The 17,493-nt window shown below is 29.1% G+C and carries 17 protein-coding genes; 11 read left to right on the top strand and 6 right to left on the bottom strand.

Annotation, left to right across the window (positions count from 1 at the left end; genetic code table 11):
- The first annotated feature begins 73 nt into the window (after positions 1-73).
- Genes BLU40_RS16195 through BLU40_RS16185 form a run of 3 tightly spaced genes read left to right on the top strand, consistent with a single transcriptional unit; the run spans position 74 to position 1,847 of the window.
- On the top strand, positions 74-655 hold the full coding sequence (locus tag BLU40_RS16195; protein WP_090126141.1) for an RNA polymerase sigma factor: 582 nt from the start codon (positions 74-76) through the stop codon (positions 653-655).
- A 1-nt stretch (position 656) separates the two neighbouring features.
- The gene (locus BLU40_RS16190; RefSeq protein ID WP_090126138.1) at positions 657-1,385 is read left to right on the top strand and encodes a tetratricopeptide repeat protein; all 729 of its coding nucleotides are present in this window, start codon (positions 657-659) and stop codon (positions 1,383-1,385) included.
- Positions 1,386-1,412: 27 nt separating this feature from the next.
- Entirely contained in the window at positions 1,413-1,847 is a 435-nt protein-coding gene (locus BLU40_RS16185; RefSeq protein ID WP_090126136.1) for a hypothetical protein, read from the top strand.
- A 3-nt stretch (positions 1,848-1,850) separates the two neighbouring features.
- Here the strand turns inward: BLU40_RS16185 and BLU40_RS16180 are convergent, their stop codons facing one another.
- Positions 1,851-2,432 (bottom strand): hypothetical protein, encoded by a 582-nt coding sequence (locus BLU40_RS16180; protein ID WP_090126133.1) that lies wholly within the window; start codon positions 2,430-2,432, stop codon positions 1,851-1,853.
- 210 nt (positions 2,433-2,642) lie between these two features.
- Between BLU40_RS16180 and BLU40_RS16175 the strand changes: the two genes are divergently transcribed.
- Positions 2,643-3,830: an HYR domain-containing protein gene (locus BLU40_RS16175; protein WP_090126130.1), complete on the top strand. Its 1,188-nt coding sequence runs from the start codon at positions 2,643-2,645 to the stop codon at positions 3,828-3,830.
- A gap of 29 nt (positions 3,831-3,859) precedes the next feature.
- Here the strand turns inward: BLU40_RS16175 and BLU40_RS16170 are convergent, their stop codons facing one another.
- Both BLU40_RS16170 and BLU40_RS16165 read right to left on the bottom strand, forming a co-directional pair.
- A complete protein-coding gene (locus BLU40_RS16170) occupies positions 3,860-4,726 on the bottom strand; it encodes a YkgJ family cysteine cluster protein (RefSeq protein ID WP_139170984.1) in 867 nt (288 codons plus the stop codon).
- Positions 4,727-4,749: 23 nt separating this feature from the next.
- Positions 4,750-5,472, bottom strand: a complete 723-nt coding sequence (locus tag BLU40_RS16165; RefSeq protein ID WP_090126127.1) for a hypothetical protein — start codon at positions 5,470-5,472, stop codon at positions 4,750-4,752.
- A 90-nt stretch (positions 5,473-5,562) separates the two neighbouring features.
- On the opposite strand from BLU40_RS16165, the gene BLU40_RS16160 reads away from it, so the two are divergent.
- Positions 5,563-6,330, top strand: a complete 768-nt coding sequence (locus tag BLU40_RS16160) for a TatD family hydrolase (protein ID WP_090126124.1) — start codon at positions 5,563-5,565, stop codon at positions 6,328-6,330.
- Positions 6,331-6,332: 2 nt separating this feature from the next.
- On the opposite strand, the gene BLU40_RS16155 is transcribed toward BLU40_RS16160, so the two are convergent.
- A complete protein-coding gene (locus BLU40_RS16155; protein ID WP_090126121.1) occupies positions 6,333-6,692 on the bottom strand; it encodes a hypothetical protein in 360 nt (119 codons plus the stop codon).
- A gap of 155 nt (positions 6,693-6,847) precedes the next feature.
- On the opposite strand from BLU40_RS16155, the gene BLU40_RS16150 reads away from it, so the two are divergent.
- The 3 genes from BLU40_RS16150 (at position 6,848) to BLU40_RS16140 (ending at position 11,320) form a co-directional block, all read left to right on the top strand.
- Positions 6,848-7,321 carry a methylated-DNA--[protein]-cysteine S-methyltransferase gene (locus tag BLU40_RS16150; RefSeq protein ID WP_090126187.1) on the top strand — a complete coding sequence of 158 codons (474 nt, stop codon included), beginning with the start codon at positions 6,848-6,850 and terminating at the stop codon, positions 7,319-7,321.
- Positions 7,322-7,353: 32 nt separating this feature from the next.
- Positions 7,354-10,737 carry a hypothetical protein gene (locus BLU40_RS16145; RefSeq protein WP_090126118.1) on the top strand — a complete coding sequence of 1,128 codons (3,384 nt, stop codon included), beginning with the start codon at positions 7,354-7,356 and terminating at the stop codon, positions 10,735-10,737.
- A gap of 61 nt (positions 10,738-10,798) precedes the next feature.
- Positions 10,799-11,320, top strand: coding sequence for a DUF3575 domain-containing protein (locus tag BLU40_RS16140; protein ID WP_139170983.1), 522 nt, complete (start codon positions 10,799-10,801; stop codon positions 11,318-11,320).
- A 71-nt stretch (positions 11,321-11,391) separates the two neighbouring features.
- Here BLU40_RS16140 and BLU40_RS16135 read toward each other — a convergent pair whose 3' ends face one another.
- Both BLU40_RS16135 and BLU40_RS16130 read right to left on the bottom strand, forming a co-directional pair.
- Complete coding sequence (locus tag BLU40_RS16135) at positions 11,392-12,933, bottom strand: glycine--tRNA ligase (RefSeq protein WP_090126115.1); 1,542 nt, start codon at positions 12,931-12,933, stop codon at positions 11,392-11,394.
- A gap of 111 nt (positions 12,934-13,044) precedes the next feature.
- The gene (locus BLU40_RS16130; protein ID WP_090126112.1) at positions 13,045-13,929 is read right to left on the bottom strand and encodes a hypothetical protein; all 885 of its coding nucleotides are present in this window, start codon (positions 13,927-13,929) and stop codon (positions 13,045-13,047) included.
- A gap of 197 nt (positions 13,930-14,126) precedes the next feature.
- Between BLU40_RS16130 and BLU40_RS16125 the strand changes: the two genes are divergently transcribed.
- From BLU40_RS16125 to BLU40_RS16115, 3 genes are all read left to right on the top strand, one after another.
- Positions 14,127-14,813, top strand: coding sequence for a ComF family protein (locus BLU40_RS16125; RefSeq protein ID WP_090126109.1), 687 nt, complete (start codon positions 14,127-14,129; stop codon positions 14,811-14,813).
- Positions 14,814-14,885: 72 nt separating this feature from the next.
- On the top strand, positions 14,886-16,481 hold the full coding sequence (locus tag BLU40_RS16120; protein ID WP_090126105.1) for an Ig-like domain-containing domain: 1,596 nt from the start codon (positions 14,886-14,888) through the stop codon (positions 16,479-16,481).
- 62 nt (positions 16,482-16,543) lie between these two features.
- Positions 16,544-17,338 carry a THC0290_0291 family protein gene (locus tag BLU40_RS16115; protein WP_090126102.1) on the top strand — a complete coding sequence of 265 codons (795 nt, stop codon included), beginning with the start codon at positions 16,544-16,546 and terminating at the stop codon, positions 17,336-17,338.
- Positions 17,339-17,493: the final 155 nt, after the last annotated feature.

Here is a 17,493-nt window from a genome sequence, read left to right as displayed (position 1 = left end):
TATCAACACTGTTTTAAAATTGTTACCCCTTTTCTGAAAAAAATATTTTAAATTAGCTACAATCAACTAGCTAATGGACAAAAAAAAACACGCAGATCATATATATATAGAGGCTTTGCTAAAAAACGACAGCAGAGTTCTTTCTAAAATTTATGAGAAATATTCACCAAAAATTGTTGCTATGGTGAAAAAAAACAGCGGAAATGCCGATGATGCCCAAGATATTATTCAAGAGGTTTTAGTAACTATTTATCATCAAGCAAACGAAAAAAACTTCATATTAACTTGTCCGTTCGATGCCTACTTTTATTTATTGTGTAAACGTAAATGGTTAAACGAATTGAAAAAAAGAGGAAATAATAGGGTAACAATTGTTGAAGAAATTACATCTATTAGTGAAGAGCAAGAACAGCAAGTTGAAGAAACTGAAATTTTTGAGCAACAGCATCAGCTTTTTGAAAAAATGTTTAAAGAATTAGGACAAAAATGTCAAGAACTTTTAAAAACTACTTTCAAAATTAAATCGATGGAAAAAGTAGCTGAAATTTTAGGAGTAACTTACGGTTACGCTCGTAAAAAGAAATCGCAATGTATGGGGCAAATAACCAAACTTGTGAAAAACTCTAACGAATTTCAACAACTAAAAAGTTACTAAAATGAAGGAAGATAACTACATATTATTTGAAAAGTACTTAAGTAACGAGCTTACTACTGAAGAACTTGATTATTTCGATTTAGAATTAAGTACCAATACTTATTTTAAACAAGAATTTGAAATATATAAAAGTTTAAACGAATCTCTTTCTTCAAAATTTGAAAATGAAGAAAATGAAACTGAATTACGTTCTACATTAACTAATTTAGGCAAAGAGTTTATTAAAGAAGAAAAGAAAGGAAAAGTAATTTCTATAAAACGACTTCGCCCATTAATGGTTGCTGCTAGTATTGCTTTATTAGTCGGTTTTTTCTTGTTTAACAATGGAAATCCTGTGTATTCGGATTTTGCGAAGCATAACAACCTAGAACTAGTTGTTAGAAGTGAAAATAACTCGGCTATTTCTAAAGCTGAAGAAGCTTTTAATACTAAAAATTACAAAACTGCTTTTGCTCAATTAACAGTTTTAGAAAGTGAATTCCCTAACGATATTGAAATACAATTACACAAAGGGATTTGTTTATTAGAACTCGATAAATATTCTCAAGCTGAAACTATTTTTACAAATATTTCTAATGGAACTTCTGCCTTTAAAAACAAAGCAACTTGGTATAAAGCTTTAACGTATTTAAAACAAGAGCAGTTTGAAAATTGTAGTAACACACTACAAACAATTCCAAAAAGTGCTGATGAATATGAATTAGCTCAAAAACTTTTAAAGAAGCTGTAAGTAGTTAAATTCCTAGTATTTGCACATATGAAAAAAAGCTTTTTAGTTTTATTTATTATTTCTCTTAAAATCTTTTCTCAAGAAAATGTGACAATGCCTATTTTTCCTGGTTGCGAAGAAAGTAAAACCGTTAAAGAGTGCTTTTCAGCTAGTATTGCAAAGCATTTGGTTAAAAATTCTGATTATGTATTAGCCAATGATGAAGAGACGGAATACTATCTAGAGAATTTTGAAGTAACAGAAATCTCTAACGAGATAAAAACTAAAAAAATAAAATGTTTTTTCACAATTGACTACCAAGGAAAAGCAAAAAAAGTCCGATTACAAGGAAATATTGATAGAGGTACACGAAAAAAATTCAAAGAAAATTTAAAAAAATTACCAATAATGAAACCTGGAACTCTTAAAGGAAAATCTGTTGACATACCTTTTATTCTTCCCGTTTTTATTAAACAATTTTAATGTTTATTTCTTTAAATATATCTTTGTTTCTTCTGGAAGCTCAGTAACATTAAATTCGAAATTAGAGGTCCAATTTACTTCAATTACAGAAAAACCGTTAAAACATTCTGTTGCCACTAAATCATATGCTTTTAAAGCAATAATAAAACGATCTAAACCGCCAAACGGAAAATTACCTGTAGAAAATTTAACCACTCCAGTATTTGTAGCTGTTTTTTCTAGCCCATCCATATCTACTTCAAAATCAAATTCTAAAAAACTCATAAAAGCTATTGCCTCAGATTTACTAATAGAATCTTTTGTATTATTTACGCTTTGAATTCGACTCTCTAAAAAACTATTTACAAAACTTGGTATCAACTCTTGATACCGTTTATAAGTAAATTTATCTTGATCTCCGTAATCACTTAGTTTCTGTACGGCTGCTTCAACCTCATCTTCTGCCAAATTATCCCAATCAATTTCTGGTTCTATTTCGTGTTCAAACATATAATTTGGCTCTCTTACGGTTACCATATGTTTATATAGTTTTTGAAAATCAGTATACTTTGAAGAATTTTCTATATTGAATTTAATGTATAGCATTTTTTAGTTTTGTAGTTCTCAAACATAGACAAAGAATATTAAAGACACAAATATAACGTCTTTTGCATATGCAATAAACACAGGTAATTTCAATGAGCGTTTACACTATTTTTTAGTAACAATAAACCAATTGTCACCTATATTAAACTATTTCTAACATTCAAAAATCCATTTAACTATTAAATTTGTTCCTTAAGAAAATCTATAATTATGTTTAGAAACAAAAATACTTTTGCTGTAGTTATTTCTGCTTGTCTTTTTTTGGTTACTTGTGGAAGTAGTTCAGATAATGATACTCCAATAATTGAAAAAGACACTGTAAAACCAACAATAACTTGCTTAGAAGATATTGATATAATTATTGAGTTAAATGAGACCAGTACTGATGTAACTTACACAACACCTGTTGGTACAGATAATTTAGCTGGAGCTTCAACAGTACAAACTGCTGGATTAAAATCTGGTTCGTCTTTTCCTTTAGGAAAAACAATTAACACTTTTGAAGTTACTGATGCTGCTGGAAACAAATCTTCGTGTAGTTTTAACATAACGGTTAGCCATCCAGAAGCAAACACCCCATACTCTCTAGAAAACGGAGTTCCAACTCCTGATGGACAAAAATGGACAAGAGTTGAAAGTTTATCTGATGATTTTGATGGAACTAGTTTTGATGACAATAAATGGCATAGAAACCCAGCTACTGATGGTTTTAATTGGATTGGTAGAGAGCCAGCATTATTTGAATCTGACAATGTTAGTGTAAGCGATGGTAATTTAAATGTAACTGTTGAAAAATTTGACTCACCTAAAACAGTTAACGGTAAAGAATGGACCCACGGTGGTGCAATTATACGTTCTAAAGAAAAAGCTAAACAAGGCCATTATTACGAGTGTAGAATGAAAGCTAACAAAACAATTATGTCTTCTACATTTTGGATTGCTTTTCAACAAAACTGTAATACCGGACCTATTAGAAAATTAGAATTAGACATACAAGAATGCGTTGGTCGTGTTCATAGTGGAACCGATTCTTGGGCTTCTAAATGGGATAATATTTTTCATTCTAACGCTATTAGACATAAACGTACTTGCGATATTAATGAAGAAACCCGAAAATCTGGAGTAAAAAACTTAACAGAAAAAAACCACGACAGATTCTTCGTGTATGGTTGTTGGTGGAAATCTCCTACAGAAATCCTATTCTATCTTGATGGAGAATATGTTTATTCAATTACACCAACTACCGAATTTGATTTAGAAGGGCATATTACTATGGCAATTGAAACCTACAGCTGGAATCCTGTTGATGAAGCTGGTAGTATTTTTGAAACTGGTTCTTTTGATGATTTAACTACAAAATACGATTGGGTTAGAACTTGGGTGTTAGAAAACGAGTAAATTCTAAAAACATAAACACGTGCTAAAACCTACTCTTTAGCACCGTGACTTTTTGCAATTTCTATCCAATGTTCAGAGATCCCTTTTGTGTCTGCACCTAAGCCTCTAGACAAATGTAATGCAACACCCATAATTAAAACAGAAGCCTCTTGTAACTCTTGAAAAGTTTCTATGCTTCCAAATTTTTCTTGGGCTTTTAGTAATATTAAGTCATTATGTTTTTGAGCAAAAGTTATTGGGTTTTCTATAGTTTCTGGTATTTCTGGTATCATTAAACAGTCTATCCATTCTTTACCTAATCTTTCTGCCAATAATTCAGGAGCCTCATTTCCTAATGCTCTCCAAGCGGCTATTGTTTTTGTATCTCCGGTAGCAGATAACCCAGAATCTAAAAGTAACTCAAATGCTATATCTGCAATATTTTGCATTACTTTTAAATATTCGTCTTGAGCCTTTTCGAATTGCTCTACTTGTTGTCCTTTTAGATATTCACCCACACTAAATTTAGGTAATTCTAAAACTTCAGCACAATCATTTAAACAAGGAAACTTATCTCCATGATAAATATACTCTGCCTTGTTAAATTGAATTTGACGACCTAATGGGTATAAACGACAAGCCAATGGACGACCTAAGTGTACGCTACAACCAGCACCGTCTATATACTGACTACATGCTTTTTGTCCTTTTTTATCTGGCTTTCCATCAAACCGTAATCGAATACCTCCAAACTCACAATAAAGATCACGAAATTCTCTTGGTGAAATATTCTTTTCTTTGCTGAAGTTTAATAATTCCCAAGGATTAAGCATTACAGCTTTTCCAAAACAACAAGTTCCAGATCTTGAACAAGTAAGTGGTAATATACTTTGTGTACTAAGTTTCGTTTTTTGCATACTTCTCCCTTACAGGCTAAATTTTATTGTTTTCTATTTTTTAAATAATAAGGCAATATTTTATTTTTTCCGTGTAAAAAACGAGTTTCACAATGGTTAATTTCACCTACGTATTTTAATTCTTTTGGCACAGCTAAATTAAAAACTCCTTTACCTCTTGCCATTTTTTCTAATCGGTAAAGTGCATTTTTAGATAGTTTTTTATATAAAGGTTCTAAAACTTCACATTGTTCAAAATACCCGTTATGCCTATCCCAATTTTTGGCTTTTTCTCCAACAAGTTTTTCTTTAGAAAAATAAACCTTATTTAACAATGGAAATGCAAATTTAAAAACTAATTGAGAACCTTCATTCGCAAACTGAACAATTTCTTTATTTCTAACAATAAAAAACCGAATAAAACCGCAATCCATATTCGATAACTGTTTGGCTGCTATTGAAGCAACACCTACTCCATTTATTTCGTGACCTTGTTGTATTCTTTCAGTATCAAACCATTTGTAAAAATCTCTTATTTGACTTATGGTTGTATATTTCAAGTTCCCTTTTTCTTTAGATAAATTAAAAACGTTAGCTTGTTTCCAAGTTTTAGATTGCCTTTTACGATGTTTCTTCAACCAGCAACCTTCTTGTAAAACAATATTTCCTGTTTCTTTTTGATAAGCTTTTAAAGTTTTCCACTCTTGTGCTACTAAACTATTTACACTTAATAAAACAACAAGTATTAGTGTATATTTAGATTTCATTTTTAATTCACTTTTTAAGCTCAACTAAAGTAACTATTAATTAAAGATTATTGGTTTATAATTCATCAAGTTTTTAATTACTTTTGCGCTATGATAATTACCGATACACACACGCATTTATATAGCGAACAATTTAACGAAGACAGAAACGAAACTATTCAAAAAGCTATTGACGTTGGAGTTTCAAGGTTATTTATACCAGCTATAGATTCTACATATTTACCTGCAATGTTAGATTTAGAAAAAGCGTTTCCAAAAAATACTTTTTTAATGATGGGTTTACACCCAACACATGTAAAAGAAAATGTTGCTGAAGAATTAGCTTTTGTTAAAGAATGGCTAGACAAACGTAACTTTTATGCTGTTGGTGAAATTGGTATCGATTTGTATTGGGATAAAACTTTTTTACAACAACAACAAGATGCTTTTAAACAACAAATTGAATGGGCAAAAGAGAAAAACTTACCTATTGTAATACATTGTAGAGATGCTTTTAATGAAATTTTTGAAGTGCTGGAAGATGTAAAAGACGATAAACTTTTCGGAATTTTTCATTGCTTTACTGGAAATTTAGAGCAAGCAAAACAAGCTATATCTTATAATATGAAATTAGGAATTGGTGGTGTAGTAACCTTTAAAAATGGTAAAATAGACCAATTTTTAAATGAAATTCCTTTAGGTAATATTGTTTTGGAAACTGACGCTCCGTACTTAGCTCCTACTCCTTATAGAGGAAAGCGAAATGAAAGTAGTTATATAATAAATGTACTTGATAAATTGGTAGATATTTACAACTTAACACCTCAAGAAATTGCGGAAATCACCACTAAAAACTCAATAGATGTTTTTGGAATCTAAATTTATTTAATTTTATTAAAAGGTAATTTAGAATAGTTGTTTAAAACTAATTGCTCTTTAGAATTTAAAGAATAAGATGTTTTAATTATTTCATCTAGTTCTTCAATAATTAGCTTTTCTTCTTCAATATTCCAAGTAAACTGAACTAAAGAAGACGTTGCTGCAGAATCCATAGTTCCTACTTTTACTGTTTTTATTCCTGTTTTATTAGGTTTAAAAATAAGTCGGTAATCGTAATTTTTAGAAAAATCAGATCGTTGCCACTCTCCTATTATTTTTTTTGATGAATTATGTTTACTGCCATCGCAAGAAATAACCACTTGCACAACCAACACTATAAACAATGTTTTTATTAACTTCATAACTCTAAATAGCAATTTAATAACGCTAATATAGACTATTAATCATCTACCTTTTAAAGTATTCAACTGTTTAAGTAGAAAAATAAACCAATAGCTTCTTTCTTCAAATAAACGTATATTTAAACTTCAAAAACAAGCACAATAAATTGAAAACTATTCAAACTGCATATTACAAAACACCTATTGGAACAGCAAAAATTGATGGAAGTGAAGCTGGAATTTCTGCCATAACAGTTATTGATGATGATATTGAAAACTCTGAAGAAATCCCTACCTGTTTGCAAGATTGTGTTACTCAATTAAATGAATACTTTACAGAAAACCGAACAGAATTCAACTTAAAATTAAACCCAAAAGGAACAGAATTTCAACAAAAAGTATGGAATGCTCTCCAAAAGGTTTCCTTTGGAAAAACCAGAACTTATTTAGAGCAATCTAAAATTTTAGGCGATGTTAAAGCTATTAGAGCTGTAGCCTCTGCAAACGGTAAAAACCCTATTTGGATTGTTATTCCTTGCCATAGAATTATTGGAAGTGATGGATCCTTAACTGGTTACGCTAGCGGAATTTGGCGCAAAAAATGGTTATTAGAACACGAAAGCGGAACTAAACAACAATCATTATTTTAAACTATTTTTGCTTTAATAACGTTAGGTTTAAAATGAAGCAATTTTTTATACTCATTACTTTTTTAGTAAGTGTTACTTTTTCGGTGCAAAGCCAATCGAAAAGGCAACATTTAAAACGCTTCAAAGTTCAAAACGATTCTATTTTTATAGATTCTGTAAGTATTACACCTTTCAATTTTAAAGTTTTAGATACTACTAATGTTGAAATAGATACCTCTGCCTACAACATAGATTTCCCAAAAGCTTTATTGGTTTTCAAAACAAAAAAATATCCTAAAACCGTTCAAGTTCAATACACTTCGTATCCCGTTTTTTTGACTAAAACGTATTTTACATTCGATAAAAAATTAATTGTTCCAACATCTAAAAATAAAAGTCGGTTATATAGTTTAACTTCAACAAAAAACAAAACACCTTTTAAACCTTTTGATGGCCTTAATACTGCCGGAAATATTACCCGAGGTTTTACCATAGGAAATAATCAAAATGGAGTTTCAAACTCATCGTTAGATTTAAAAATTTCTGGAAAATTATCCGATAAAGTTACACTTCGAGCATCTATTGTAGATACAAATTTACCAATTCAAGAAAGTGGTAACACATACGAAATAAACGAATTTGATAGAATTTTTATTGAATTATTTAGCAAAAATTGGAGTGTAAATGCTGGAGATATTTATTTAAATAATAATGAAACAACTTTTTTAAATTTCAACAAAAAAGTATCTGGTTTAGAAGTTAACGCAACAATAAACAACAAAAAATCTAAGGTACACGTAAAAGCCTCTGGAGCTATTGTTAGAGGAAAATATAAAAAGGTGAATTTTAATGGAATTGAAGGAAATCAAGGTCCTTATCAATTATCTGATTTCAGCAATAAATACATTTTAATTTTATCGGGCACTGAGCAAATTTTTAACAATGGAATTCAACTACAACGAGGTGAGGATAAAGATTACACTATAGATTATAACACTTCGGAAATTACATTTAATTCTACTTACCCAATTACTGCAGATATGCGAATTTCTGCAGAATACCAATATGCCGACAGAGAATATACACGATTTATTACTTACAACAAAGCGGCTTACGAAAACAAAAACTTAAAAGTTAGCAGTTATTTTTATAATGAAAACGACCTTAAAAATCAGCCATTAGAACAGGATTTAAGCAACGAACAAAAACAAATTTTAGCAAACGCAGGAAATAATTTAGATGCAATGGTTACACCTTCTGCTTTTGAAACTCCTTTTTCTGAAGACAAAATTTTATATAAAAAAGTTTTAAATGGAACTGAAGAAACCTACGAATATTCTACAAACGAAAATGACGAACTTTACAGCGTTTCGTTCTCTTTTACTGGAGAAAGTAATGGAAATTATATTTTAAAAGATGTAATTGCCATTGGAAACATATACGAATATGTGGGTGAAAATTTAGGTAACTACAATCCAATAACAAGTTTAGAAGCTCCTACCAAATTACAACTGGTTGTTTTAAAGGCTGAATACAACCCTTCAACCAAAACAACCATTTATGCTGAATCTGCTTTTAGTAATAACGATCAGAATTTATTTTCTAATTTAGATGATAATCAAAATAAAGGTTTAGCTACTAAATTGGGATGGAGTCAAGTTTTATCACAAAAAAAATGGCAACTTAAAACCAATTTAAAAGTTGATTACATAAACAAAAAGTTTAAAAGCATAGAACGTGTACAACCTATAGAGTTTAATAGAAATTGGAATGTTGAAGCTATTACAGGAGATCAAACGTTAATTTATACCGATGTAGAATATTCAAAATCGGCTAATAATTTTATAAAGTATAGCTATCAAAATTTAAAATTAAACGAAACTTATAAAGGGAACAAACATAGTTTAAACAGTTTATTATCTTCAAAAAACTTTTCTACAACAATTAATTCGAGTTTTTTAAACAATAAAAACAGTGTTGAAGAAGGTTCGTTTATTAAAAATTATATTCAAACAAAATACAACTTAAAAAAGAGTTGGGTTGGAGTTGTGCTTAATTCAGAAAAAAATGAAAGAAAAACAATTTTAGACAACTCATTATTAGCTATTAGCCATAAATATAACGAGTTTCAAGGCTTTTTTGGTATAGGAGATTCAACCAACGTGTATACGCAAATTGGTGCTAAATTTAGAAATACAGATAGTATTCAAAACAATGCATTTAGCGGTGTTAACAAGGCAAAAACATTTTATATAAAGTCTACCTTAATAAACTCTAAAACATCGAAATTAAGCGCATATGTTAATTATAGAACGGTTAACAATACAAATTTTAACAATGAAGAATCTTTAAATTCTAGAATTGCATACCGACAACAATTATTTAACAACTTTTTAAATGTAAGTAGTATTTACCAAACGGTTTCGGGTACATTACCTCAGCAAGATTATAGGTATGTAAAAACTGAAGTTGGACAAGGTTTTTACACTTGGATAGATTATAACAACAATGGTATTAAAGAGCTAAACGAGTTTGAAATTGCTCAATTTCCTGACGAAGCTGAATATTTAAGAATTATTTTACCTACCGTAAATTATCTACCTACACACCAAAATAAATTTACACAAACCATTAATATAAATGCGCAACAGTGGAATAATAAAAAAGGAATAAGAAAAATGATTTCTCATTTTTCGAACCAGTTTTTTGTTTTAGTAGATAGCAAGCAGCAAAAACAAGCTAAAAAGTTTAATTTAAATCCGTTTGATATTAATAACAATAAAATTTTAGGTTTAAACTTCAACATAAATAATAGTTTATTTTTTAATAGAGGAAAAAAGAATTTTTCTACTACTTATAATTACATAAAATCTAAAAACCAAAGTAGTTCTACCATAGATTTTTTAAGCAATACTATAAAACAACATCAACTATTGTTTGAACATAAAATTGGTTCATTTTGGCAATTTAATTTTTCGGGAAGTAACAGTAACAATTCAACAGAATCTGAAAATTTTTCTAACAGAAATTACGTTTTAGAAAACTCATCTATAAACCCAAAACTTTCTTACTATTATAATAAAGACATGTATTTTTCAGTTTATTACGAATTAAAAGACAAAAAAAATACTATTGGTGATTTAGAAACTTTAAAACAAAATAAATTAGGAACCGAATTAAATTTTAGTCACAAAGAAAAAAGTTTGATAAAAGCTGACTTTAATTATTTTAAAAACAATTTTACAGGTAATGCAAATTCGCCTGTAGCCTACCAAATGTTAGAAGGTTTACAACCTGGAAAAAACTACACTTGGAGTTTGTTATATCATAAAAAAATTAATTCTTTTTTAAATTTAAATGTTAATTATATTGGGCGAAAAAGCGAAACTTCGAGCGTTATACACACAGGTAGCATACAATTAAAAGCATTATTTTAAACTTTTATTCACTTTGGTTTAATAATTGATAATATATTTGCCGAAATTATAAATTAAAATTATGAAAAAAATTACAATTACACTTTTATTATTTGTTACTTGTTTTACTATGTTTGCGCAAGAAAACCCAGGAAACAATGAAGTTAAAATTAACATGTCTAATTTAATTGGTTTTAAATGGCTAGACTTAGGTTATGAACACATTTTAAATGAAGAATCTACTATTGGAGCAAATATTCTTTTTTCTTTAGATAATGGTTCTGAAGGATTAGATGAATACAGAACATTCTCTCTAACTCCGTATTACCGTCATTTCTTTTCTAATAAATATGCTGAAGGGTTTTTTGTTGAAGCATTTACAATGATACATTCAGGTGAAGAAGAAATTTATACTGGAATAGGCGGCACTTATGTTGACGAAAAATACACTGATTTAGCTGTAGGTGTATCAGTAGGAGCAAAATGGGTTAGTGACCGTGGTTTTGTTGCTGAAATTTATGCTGGTATTGGTAGAGATATGCTAGACCAAAGCGACCTTGAAGTTGTTGGTAGAGGAGGACTTTCTATTGGATATAGATTTTAATCGAACATAATATACTTATAAAAAAAGCCTCGCAAATTGCGAGGCTTTTTGTTTTTTATTTCAAAAAATGATTACATTTTCATTAACCAGTTTTTAACGTCTACTTCTTCTTTAATTAAAGCTTTTAATTCAGAAATTTTAACACGCTGTTGCTCCATAGTATCTCTATGACGAATTGTAACAGAATCATCATTTAACGTATCGTGATCTACTGTAATACAATATGGTGTTCCAGCAGCATCTTGCCTTCTATAACGACGTCCAACTGCATCTTTTTCATCATAAGCTACATTGAAATCCCATTTTAAATCTTCAACAATTTTTTTAGCAACTTCTGGTAAACCATCTTTTTTAACTAAAGGTAAAATGGCTGCTTTAGTTGGTGCTAAAACTGCTGGTAATTTTAAAACAGTTCTTGTTGTTCCGTTTTCTAATTCTTCTTCTTGTAAAGAGTTAGAGAAAACTGCTAAAAACATTCTATCTAAACCAATAGAAGTTTCAACAACATAAGGAATATAACGTTCGTTAATTTCTGGGTCGAAATATTGTAATTTTTTACCTGAATGCTCTTCGTGGGCTTTTAAATCGAAGTCTGTTCTAGAGTGAATTCCTTCTAATTCTTTAAATCCAAAAGGAAATTTAAATTCAATATCAGCAGCAGCATCTGCATAATGCGCTAATTTATCGTGATCGTGGAAACGGTAATTATCTTCACCCATTCCTAATGATAAGTGCCATTTTAAACGAGTTTCTTTCCATTGCTCGTACCATTCTTTTTGAGTTCCAGGACGCACAAAAAATTGCATTTCCATTTGTTCAAATTCACGCATACGGAAAATAAACTGACGTGCTACAATCTCGTTTCTAAATGCTTTACCTGTTTGTGCAATTCCAAAAGGAATTTTCATTCTACCAGATTTTTGAACATTTAAAAAGTTTACAAATATACCTTGAGCAGTTTCTGGACGTAAATATAAATCCATTGCAGTATCTGCAGATGCACCTAATTTAGTACCAAACATTAAGTTAAATTGCTTAACATCTGTCCAGTTTTTTGAACCTGAAAGTGGACAACCAATTCCTAATTCTTCAATTAATGCTTTTACATCTGCCAAATCTTCTTTTTCTAAAGATTGACCCATACGTTGTAAAATAGCATCACCTTTTTCTTTATATCCTAAAACTCTAGGATTTGTTTCTAAAAATTGAGCTTTATCAAAAGAATCTCCAAAACGTTTTGCCGCTTTTTTAACTTCTTTTTCAATTTTTGCATCTAATTTACCAACATAGTCTTCAATTAAAACATCGGCTCTATATCTTTTTTTAGAATCTTTGTTATCAATTAAAGGGTCACTAAAAGCATCTACATGGCCAGAAGCTTTCCAAGTTGTTGGATGCATAAATATTGCAGCATCTAAACCAACAATATTATCGTGCATTTGCACCATTGCTTTCCACCAGTAATCTCTAATGTTTTTCTTTAACTCAACACCATTTTGAGCATAGTCATATACTGCACTCAAACCATCGTAAATTTCACTAGATTGAAATACATAACCGTACTCTTTTGCGTGTGAAACTACCTTTTTAAATTTATCTTCTTGATTTGCCATTGTGCAAAAATAAGAAAGCTTTTATTACTATAAAACAAAAAAGTGGAAATAGCCTAAACTATTTCCACCATTTTCAAACATTAAATTAAGTTTAAACTGGAGTTTACTTAATTACTTGAGTATTATTTGGGTAGTTCCTGCAAATTTATTTTCTACATAAATGTTTACAGTATACGGCCCTTTTTGAATTTCATCTCTATCAACTTCTACTAAAGAAATTACATCAATAGCTTCGTTTACATAATCTACAGTAGTGTTATCGCTATACTTTACAGCTAATTCTTCACTTAAAACTAACTCTCCTTTTGGCGCTATTGTTTGCCCTTTTGCATTTATAATTTGAACATATACATTACGCGTACCTTGCGTTGTAATTTCGTTTTTATCTATTGTAAAGTTAATTCTAAACGCATCTGTATTTCTAGCCCTTGAAGTTTCAACAAGTTTTCCATTATTTCTTTCTCTCATAGAAATAACTTTAGCTTTGTTTACTTTTAATACAGAACCTATAGCTACTTTTTGAATTAATTCTTGATTTTGAATAGTTAAAGTATCGTACTTAGCAATTTGCTCAGTAATTTTAACATTGGCACTATCCAAATCTATAGTTAACAATTCGTTTGCTGAAGTTAAAGAATCATTAGCCATAAATAATTTTTTATTGGCCTGCTCTAATTTAGCAATTTCACGTCTGTACCTTCTAATTAAACTATAATTACTAGATTTTAACCCTTTTATAGAATCTCTTAAAGCTATTATTCTATCTCTTTCAATAGAAAGCTCGTTAGACATAGATGTTTTTTGCGCAATAGCGTCCTCATATTTTAAAATCATAGAATCTAAGTTACCTTCAATTTCAACTTTTTCTTCTTCAATTTGATCTGTTAGTTTTTTGTGTTCTCCACTTGTATAATAAGTATAACCAAGAGCTCCTAGCAACAAGAGCGCTAATATTATAATAATTGACTTATTACTTGATGACTTTTTTTCTTCCATTTTTTAAATATTTGAGTTCTATAAATTTAACGCACATAATTACTTTAAATTATATTTATATTCTAATAAATTTTGAGGTAAATTTTATTTAAGTGGAGTTTGCTATAAAAACAACTTAAAATTACAACATTATTTTTAAAAACTGTTATTTTTAAGTTCATTTCTAACATATTATTCTATTTTTAAAAAAAATTGTTATGAAATTCTTAAAAGATGTGTTTAATCTTTTCTATCCGGATATCTGTTTGTCTTGTAACGAACAGTTAACGGATAATGAAAACACTGTTTGCCTAACTTGTAGACACGATTTACCAACAACCAATTTCACTTTTGAAGCATCAAACATTGTAGAAAAAATTTTCTATGGAAGAATTCCTTTGGTACAAGCTACAGCACTATTTTATTTTTTGAAGGAAGGTAAAATTCAGCAATTAATTCATAATTTAAAATACAAAGGACAACAACAAGTTGGTACCTTTACTGGTAATTGGTTGGCTCATGAAATGATTGAAAGTAATAGATTTAAAAATATTGATGTTATTATTCCTGTACCGCTTCATAAAAAGAAACAAAATAAACGTGGTTATAATCAAGTTACCACATTTGGTAAAAGCCTTGCAGCAAATTTGGATATAAACTATCTTGAAGATTTTTTAATTAGAGTAACAAATTCCAAAACACAAACTAAAAAAAGCCGTTTTGATAGATGGAAAAATGTTGAACAAATATTTAAAATAAAAAACACAGAAACATTAGAAAACAAACACATTCTATTAATTGATGATATAATTACTACCGGAGCAACGCTGGAAGCCTGTTATTTAGCTTTAAATAAATCTAAAAACATAAAAATTAGTATTGCTAGTATTGCTTATACCAAATAAAAATAGACTACAATGGTAATTGCTTCGTTATTTAATTAAATTAAATGTTATTTTTGCAGTCAATTTTAATGTATGAAGTATTTTAAATTTTTTCTACTAATAGCTATTTCGAGTACACTTGTAAATTGTGCTAGAAGAGGATCACCTACAGGTGGATTAAAGGATTCTATTCCTCCTTCACTTATAAAAGCAACACCTCCACTAGAAACTACTAATTTTAAAGCGAAAAAAATTAAAATTCTATTCGACGAATATGTTAAACTAGAAGATGTAAAAAAGAATTTAGTTATATCTCCTCCTCAAAAAAACGAACCATTAATTATACCTGTTGGTACTGCCAGTAAATTTATTTCTATAAGCATACAAGATACTTTGGCTCCAAATACCACATATTCTTTCAACTTTGGAAACAGTATTGTAGACAATAATGAAGGTAATGAATTAGGTAATTTTAAATATGTTTTTTCTACAGGTACATTTATAGATTCACTTTACGTTTCTGGAGAGGTTACTGATCCGTTAATTAAAGAATCTGCCAAAGAGATAGATGTTTTATTATATGAGTACAACGAGAAATTTACAGATTCAATTATTTATAAAGAAAAACCAAGCTATGTCGCCAACACCTTAGATTCTACACTTTATAACCTAACAAACATAAAAGAAGGTAAATATTTATTAATTGCTTTAAAAGATGTAAATGGTAATAAAATTTATAACCCAAGAACAGATAAAATTGGATTTGTAAAAGACACAATAACATTACCAACAGATAGTATTTATAATTTTACATTATTTAAAGAAGTTCCTGAATTAAGAGTTATAAAACCTAAAGAAGCAAACAAAGGACATTTAATATTTGGCTACGAAGGAAACGCCGAAAACTTAAATATTAAGCTACTAACTGAAACACCTGAGAATTTTAAATCTCAAATAATTTTTGATAAAGAAAAAGATACTGTTCATTTTTGGTATTCGCCTTTTAAAACAGACTCTTTAAATTTTGAAATTTCAAAAGGAACTTATTTAGATTATTTAACAGCAAGAACAAGAACCAAAAAAATTGACTCTTTAAAAATCAACAATTCACAAAGCACACTTCACTTAATTGATACTTTTGCTTTAAATAGTAATACGCCAATTGTTGAGTTTAACAAAGCATACATTTCTCTAAAAAATCAAAAAGATTCTTCTGTAGTTAAATACAATGCGTTTTTATCTAAAGATAAGTTGAAGTTATATTTAGGTTTTGAAAAAGAATATGAATCTAGATACAAATTAGAGTTACTTCCAGAAGCAATCAGGGACATTTATGGAGTTTCAACAGATTCTTTAGAATATGATTTTAGCACTAAAAACATTGAAGATTATAGCACTTTAAATCTAACATTTACAGGCAACTATTCTAAAGGTTTAATTATTGAGTTATTGAATTCTAAAGAAGAAACCATAAGAATAACAAAATCTGACAAACCAAAAAAAATCAGTTTCAAACTTTTAAAACCAGACACTTATTTTGTTAAAATAACCTTAGATAAAAATAATAACGGAGTTTGGGATACTGGAATTTTCTTAGATAAAATACTACCCGAAAAAGTAATTTATTTAAATAAACCATTGAAACTTAGAGCCAACTGGGAATTAGACGAAACATTTTTATTACATTAATTTTACCTTTGAATGTATAAATTTATTTAGAATTTCATACATTTGACATTAAAACCCCCATTTTGAAAAAAAATATTAAAATATTTACCCCTATTTTAATTTGTTTACTTCATTTAGCAATAAACGCCCAAGATTATAATAGTCATGAAATTGGAATAATTTCTGGTGCAGCATCCTTTACAACCGATTATGGACAAAGAGATCATTTTACAAGTAATGTTGGTGGTAATGTTGGTTCTGGTATAGGATTAATTTACTATTTAAACTTTACCGATTATAGATACCGCTGGAATCAAAGAACAAGTTATTTTGCTGAACATTTTAGATTAAGAGGAGAATTATCATACATGTCTGCCAAATTAGATCATTTTGGTAAATATGTACACGAAAGTCAAACTTCTTTAGAAGCAGATAAACTTCGAGCAATGCATGGCTCTACTTATTTAATAAATTTAGGTGCACAATTAGAATTTCATATTGTAGATATTGTAGATTTTGGATCTAGACGTATGGATTTAAAATGGTCTCCTTATTTAAGTGCTGGTTTTATGGTTGATTTTTACAATCCTGCATTGCGATCAGATATGGGAGACTGGGAAAGCGACATTAATTTAATCTATGAAAAATGGAGAGGTCCAGGAGAAATTAATATAGATCCAAGCATAACAGGTTCTGCAACTTTAGGTATTGGAACCAGAAGAAAACTAGGAGATTATTCAGATATTTTAATAGAATCTCGTTGGCAATACTTTTTCTCCAATAATATTGATGGTTTAAACTCTAAAAACGAACCTTCTAACAAATATAACGATTGGTTAGTTTGGCTACATGTTGGCTATGTTTACTATTTAAATTAGTAGATTAATAGAATAAAATTCAGAAATATTTTTTATTCCGTAATTATTCCTTTCTAATTATCTTAATCTTTTTCTGAAGTATTATAAACATTCATTTACACTCTAACAAAGCCAATTTAACGGTTTAGAGTTATTATTTCGTTGCTACAAACCTA

Source organism: Lutibacter oricola (genome assembly GCF_900106565.1).
Lineage (GTDB): Bacteria > Bacteroidota > Bacteroidia > Flavobacteriales > Flavobacteriaceae > Lutibacter > Lutibacter oricola.
Note: the sequence above shows the minus strand (reverse complement) of the source record. Positions and strands in the feature narration are given on the sequence as shown.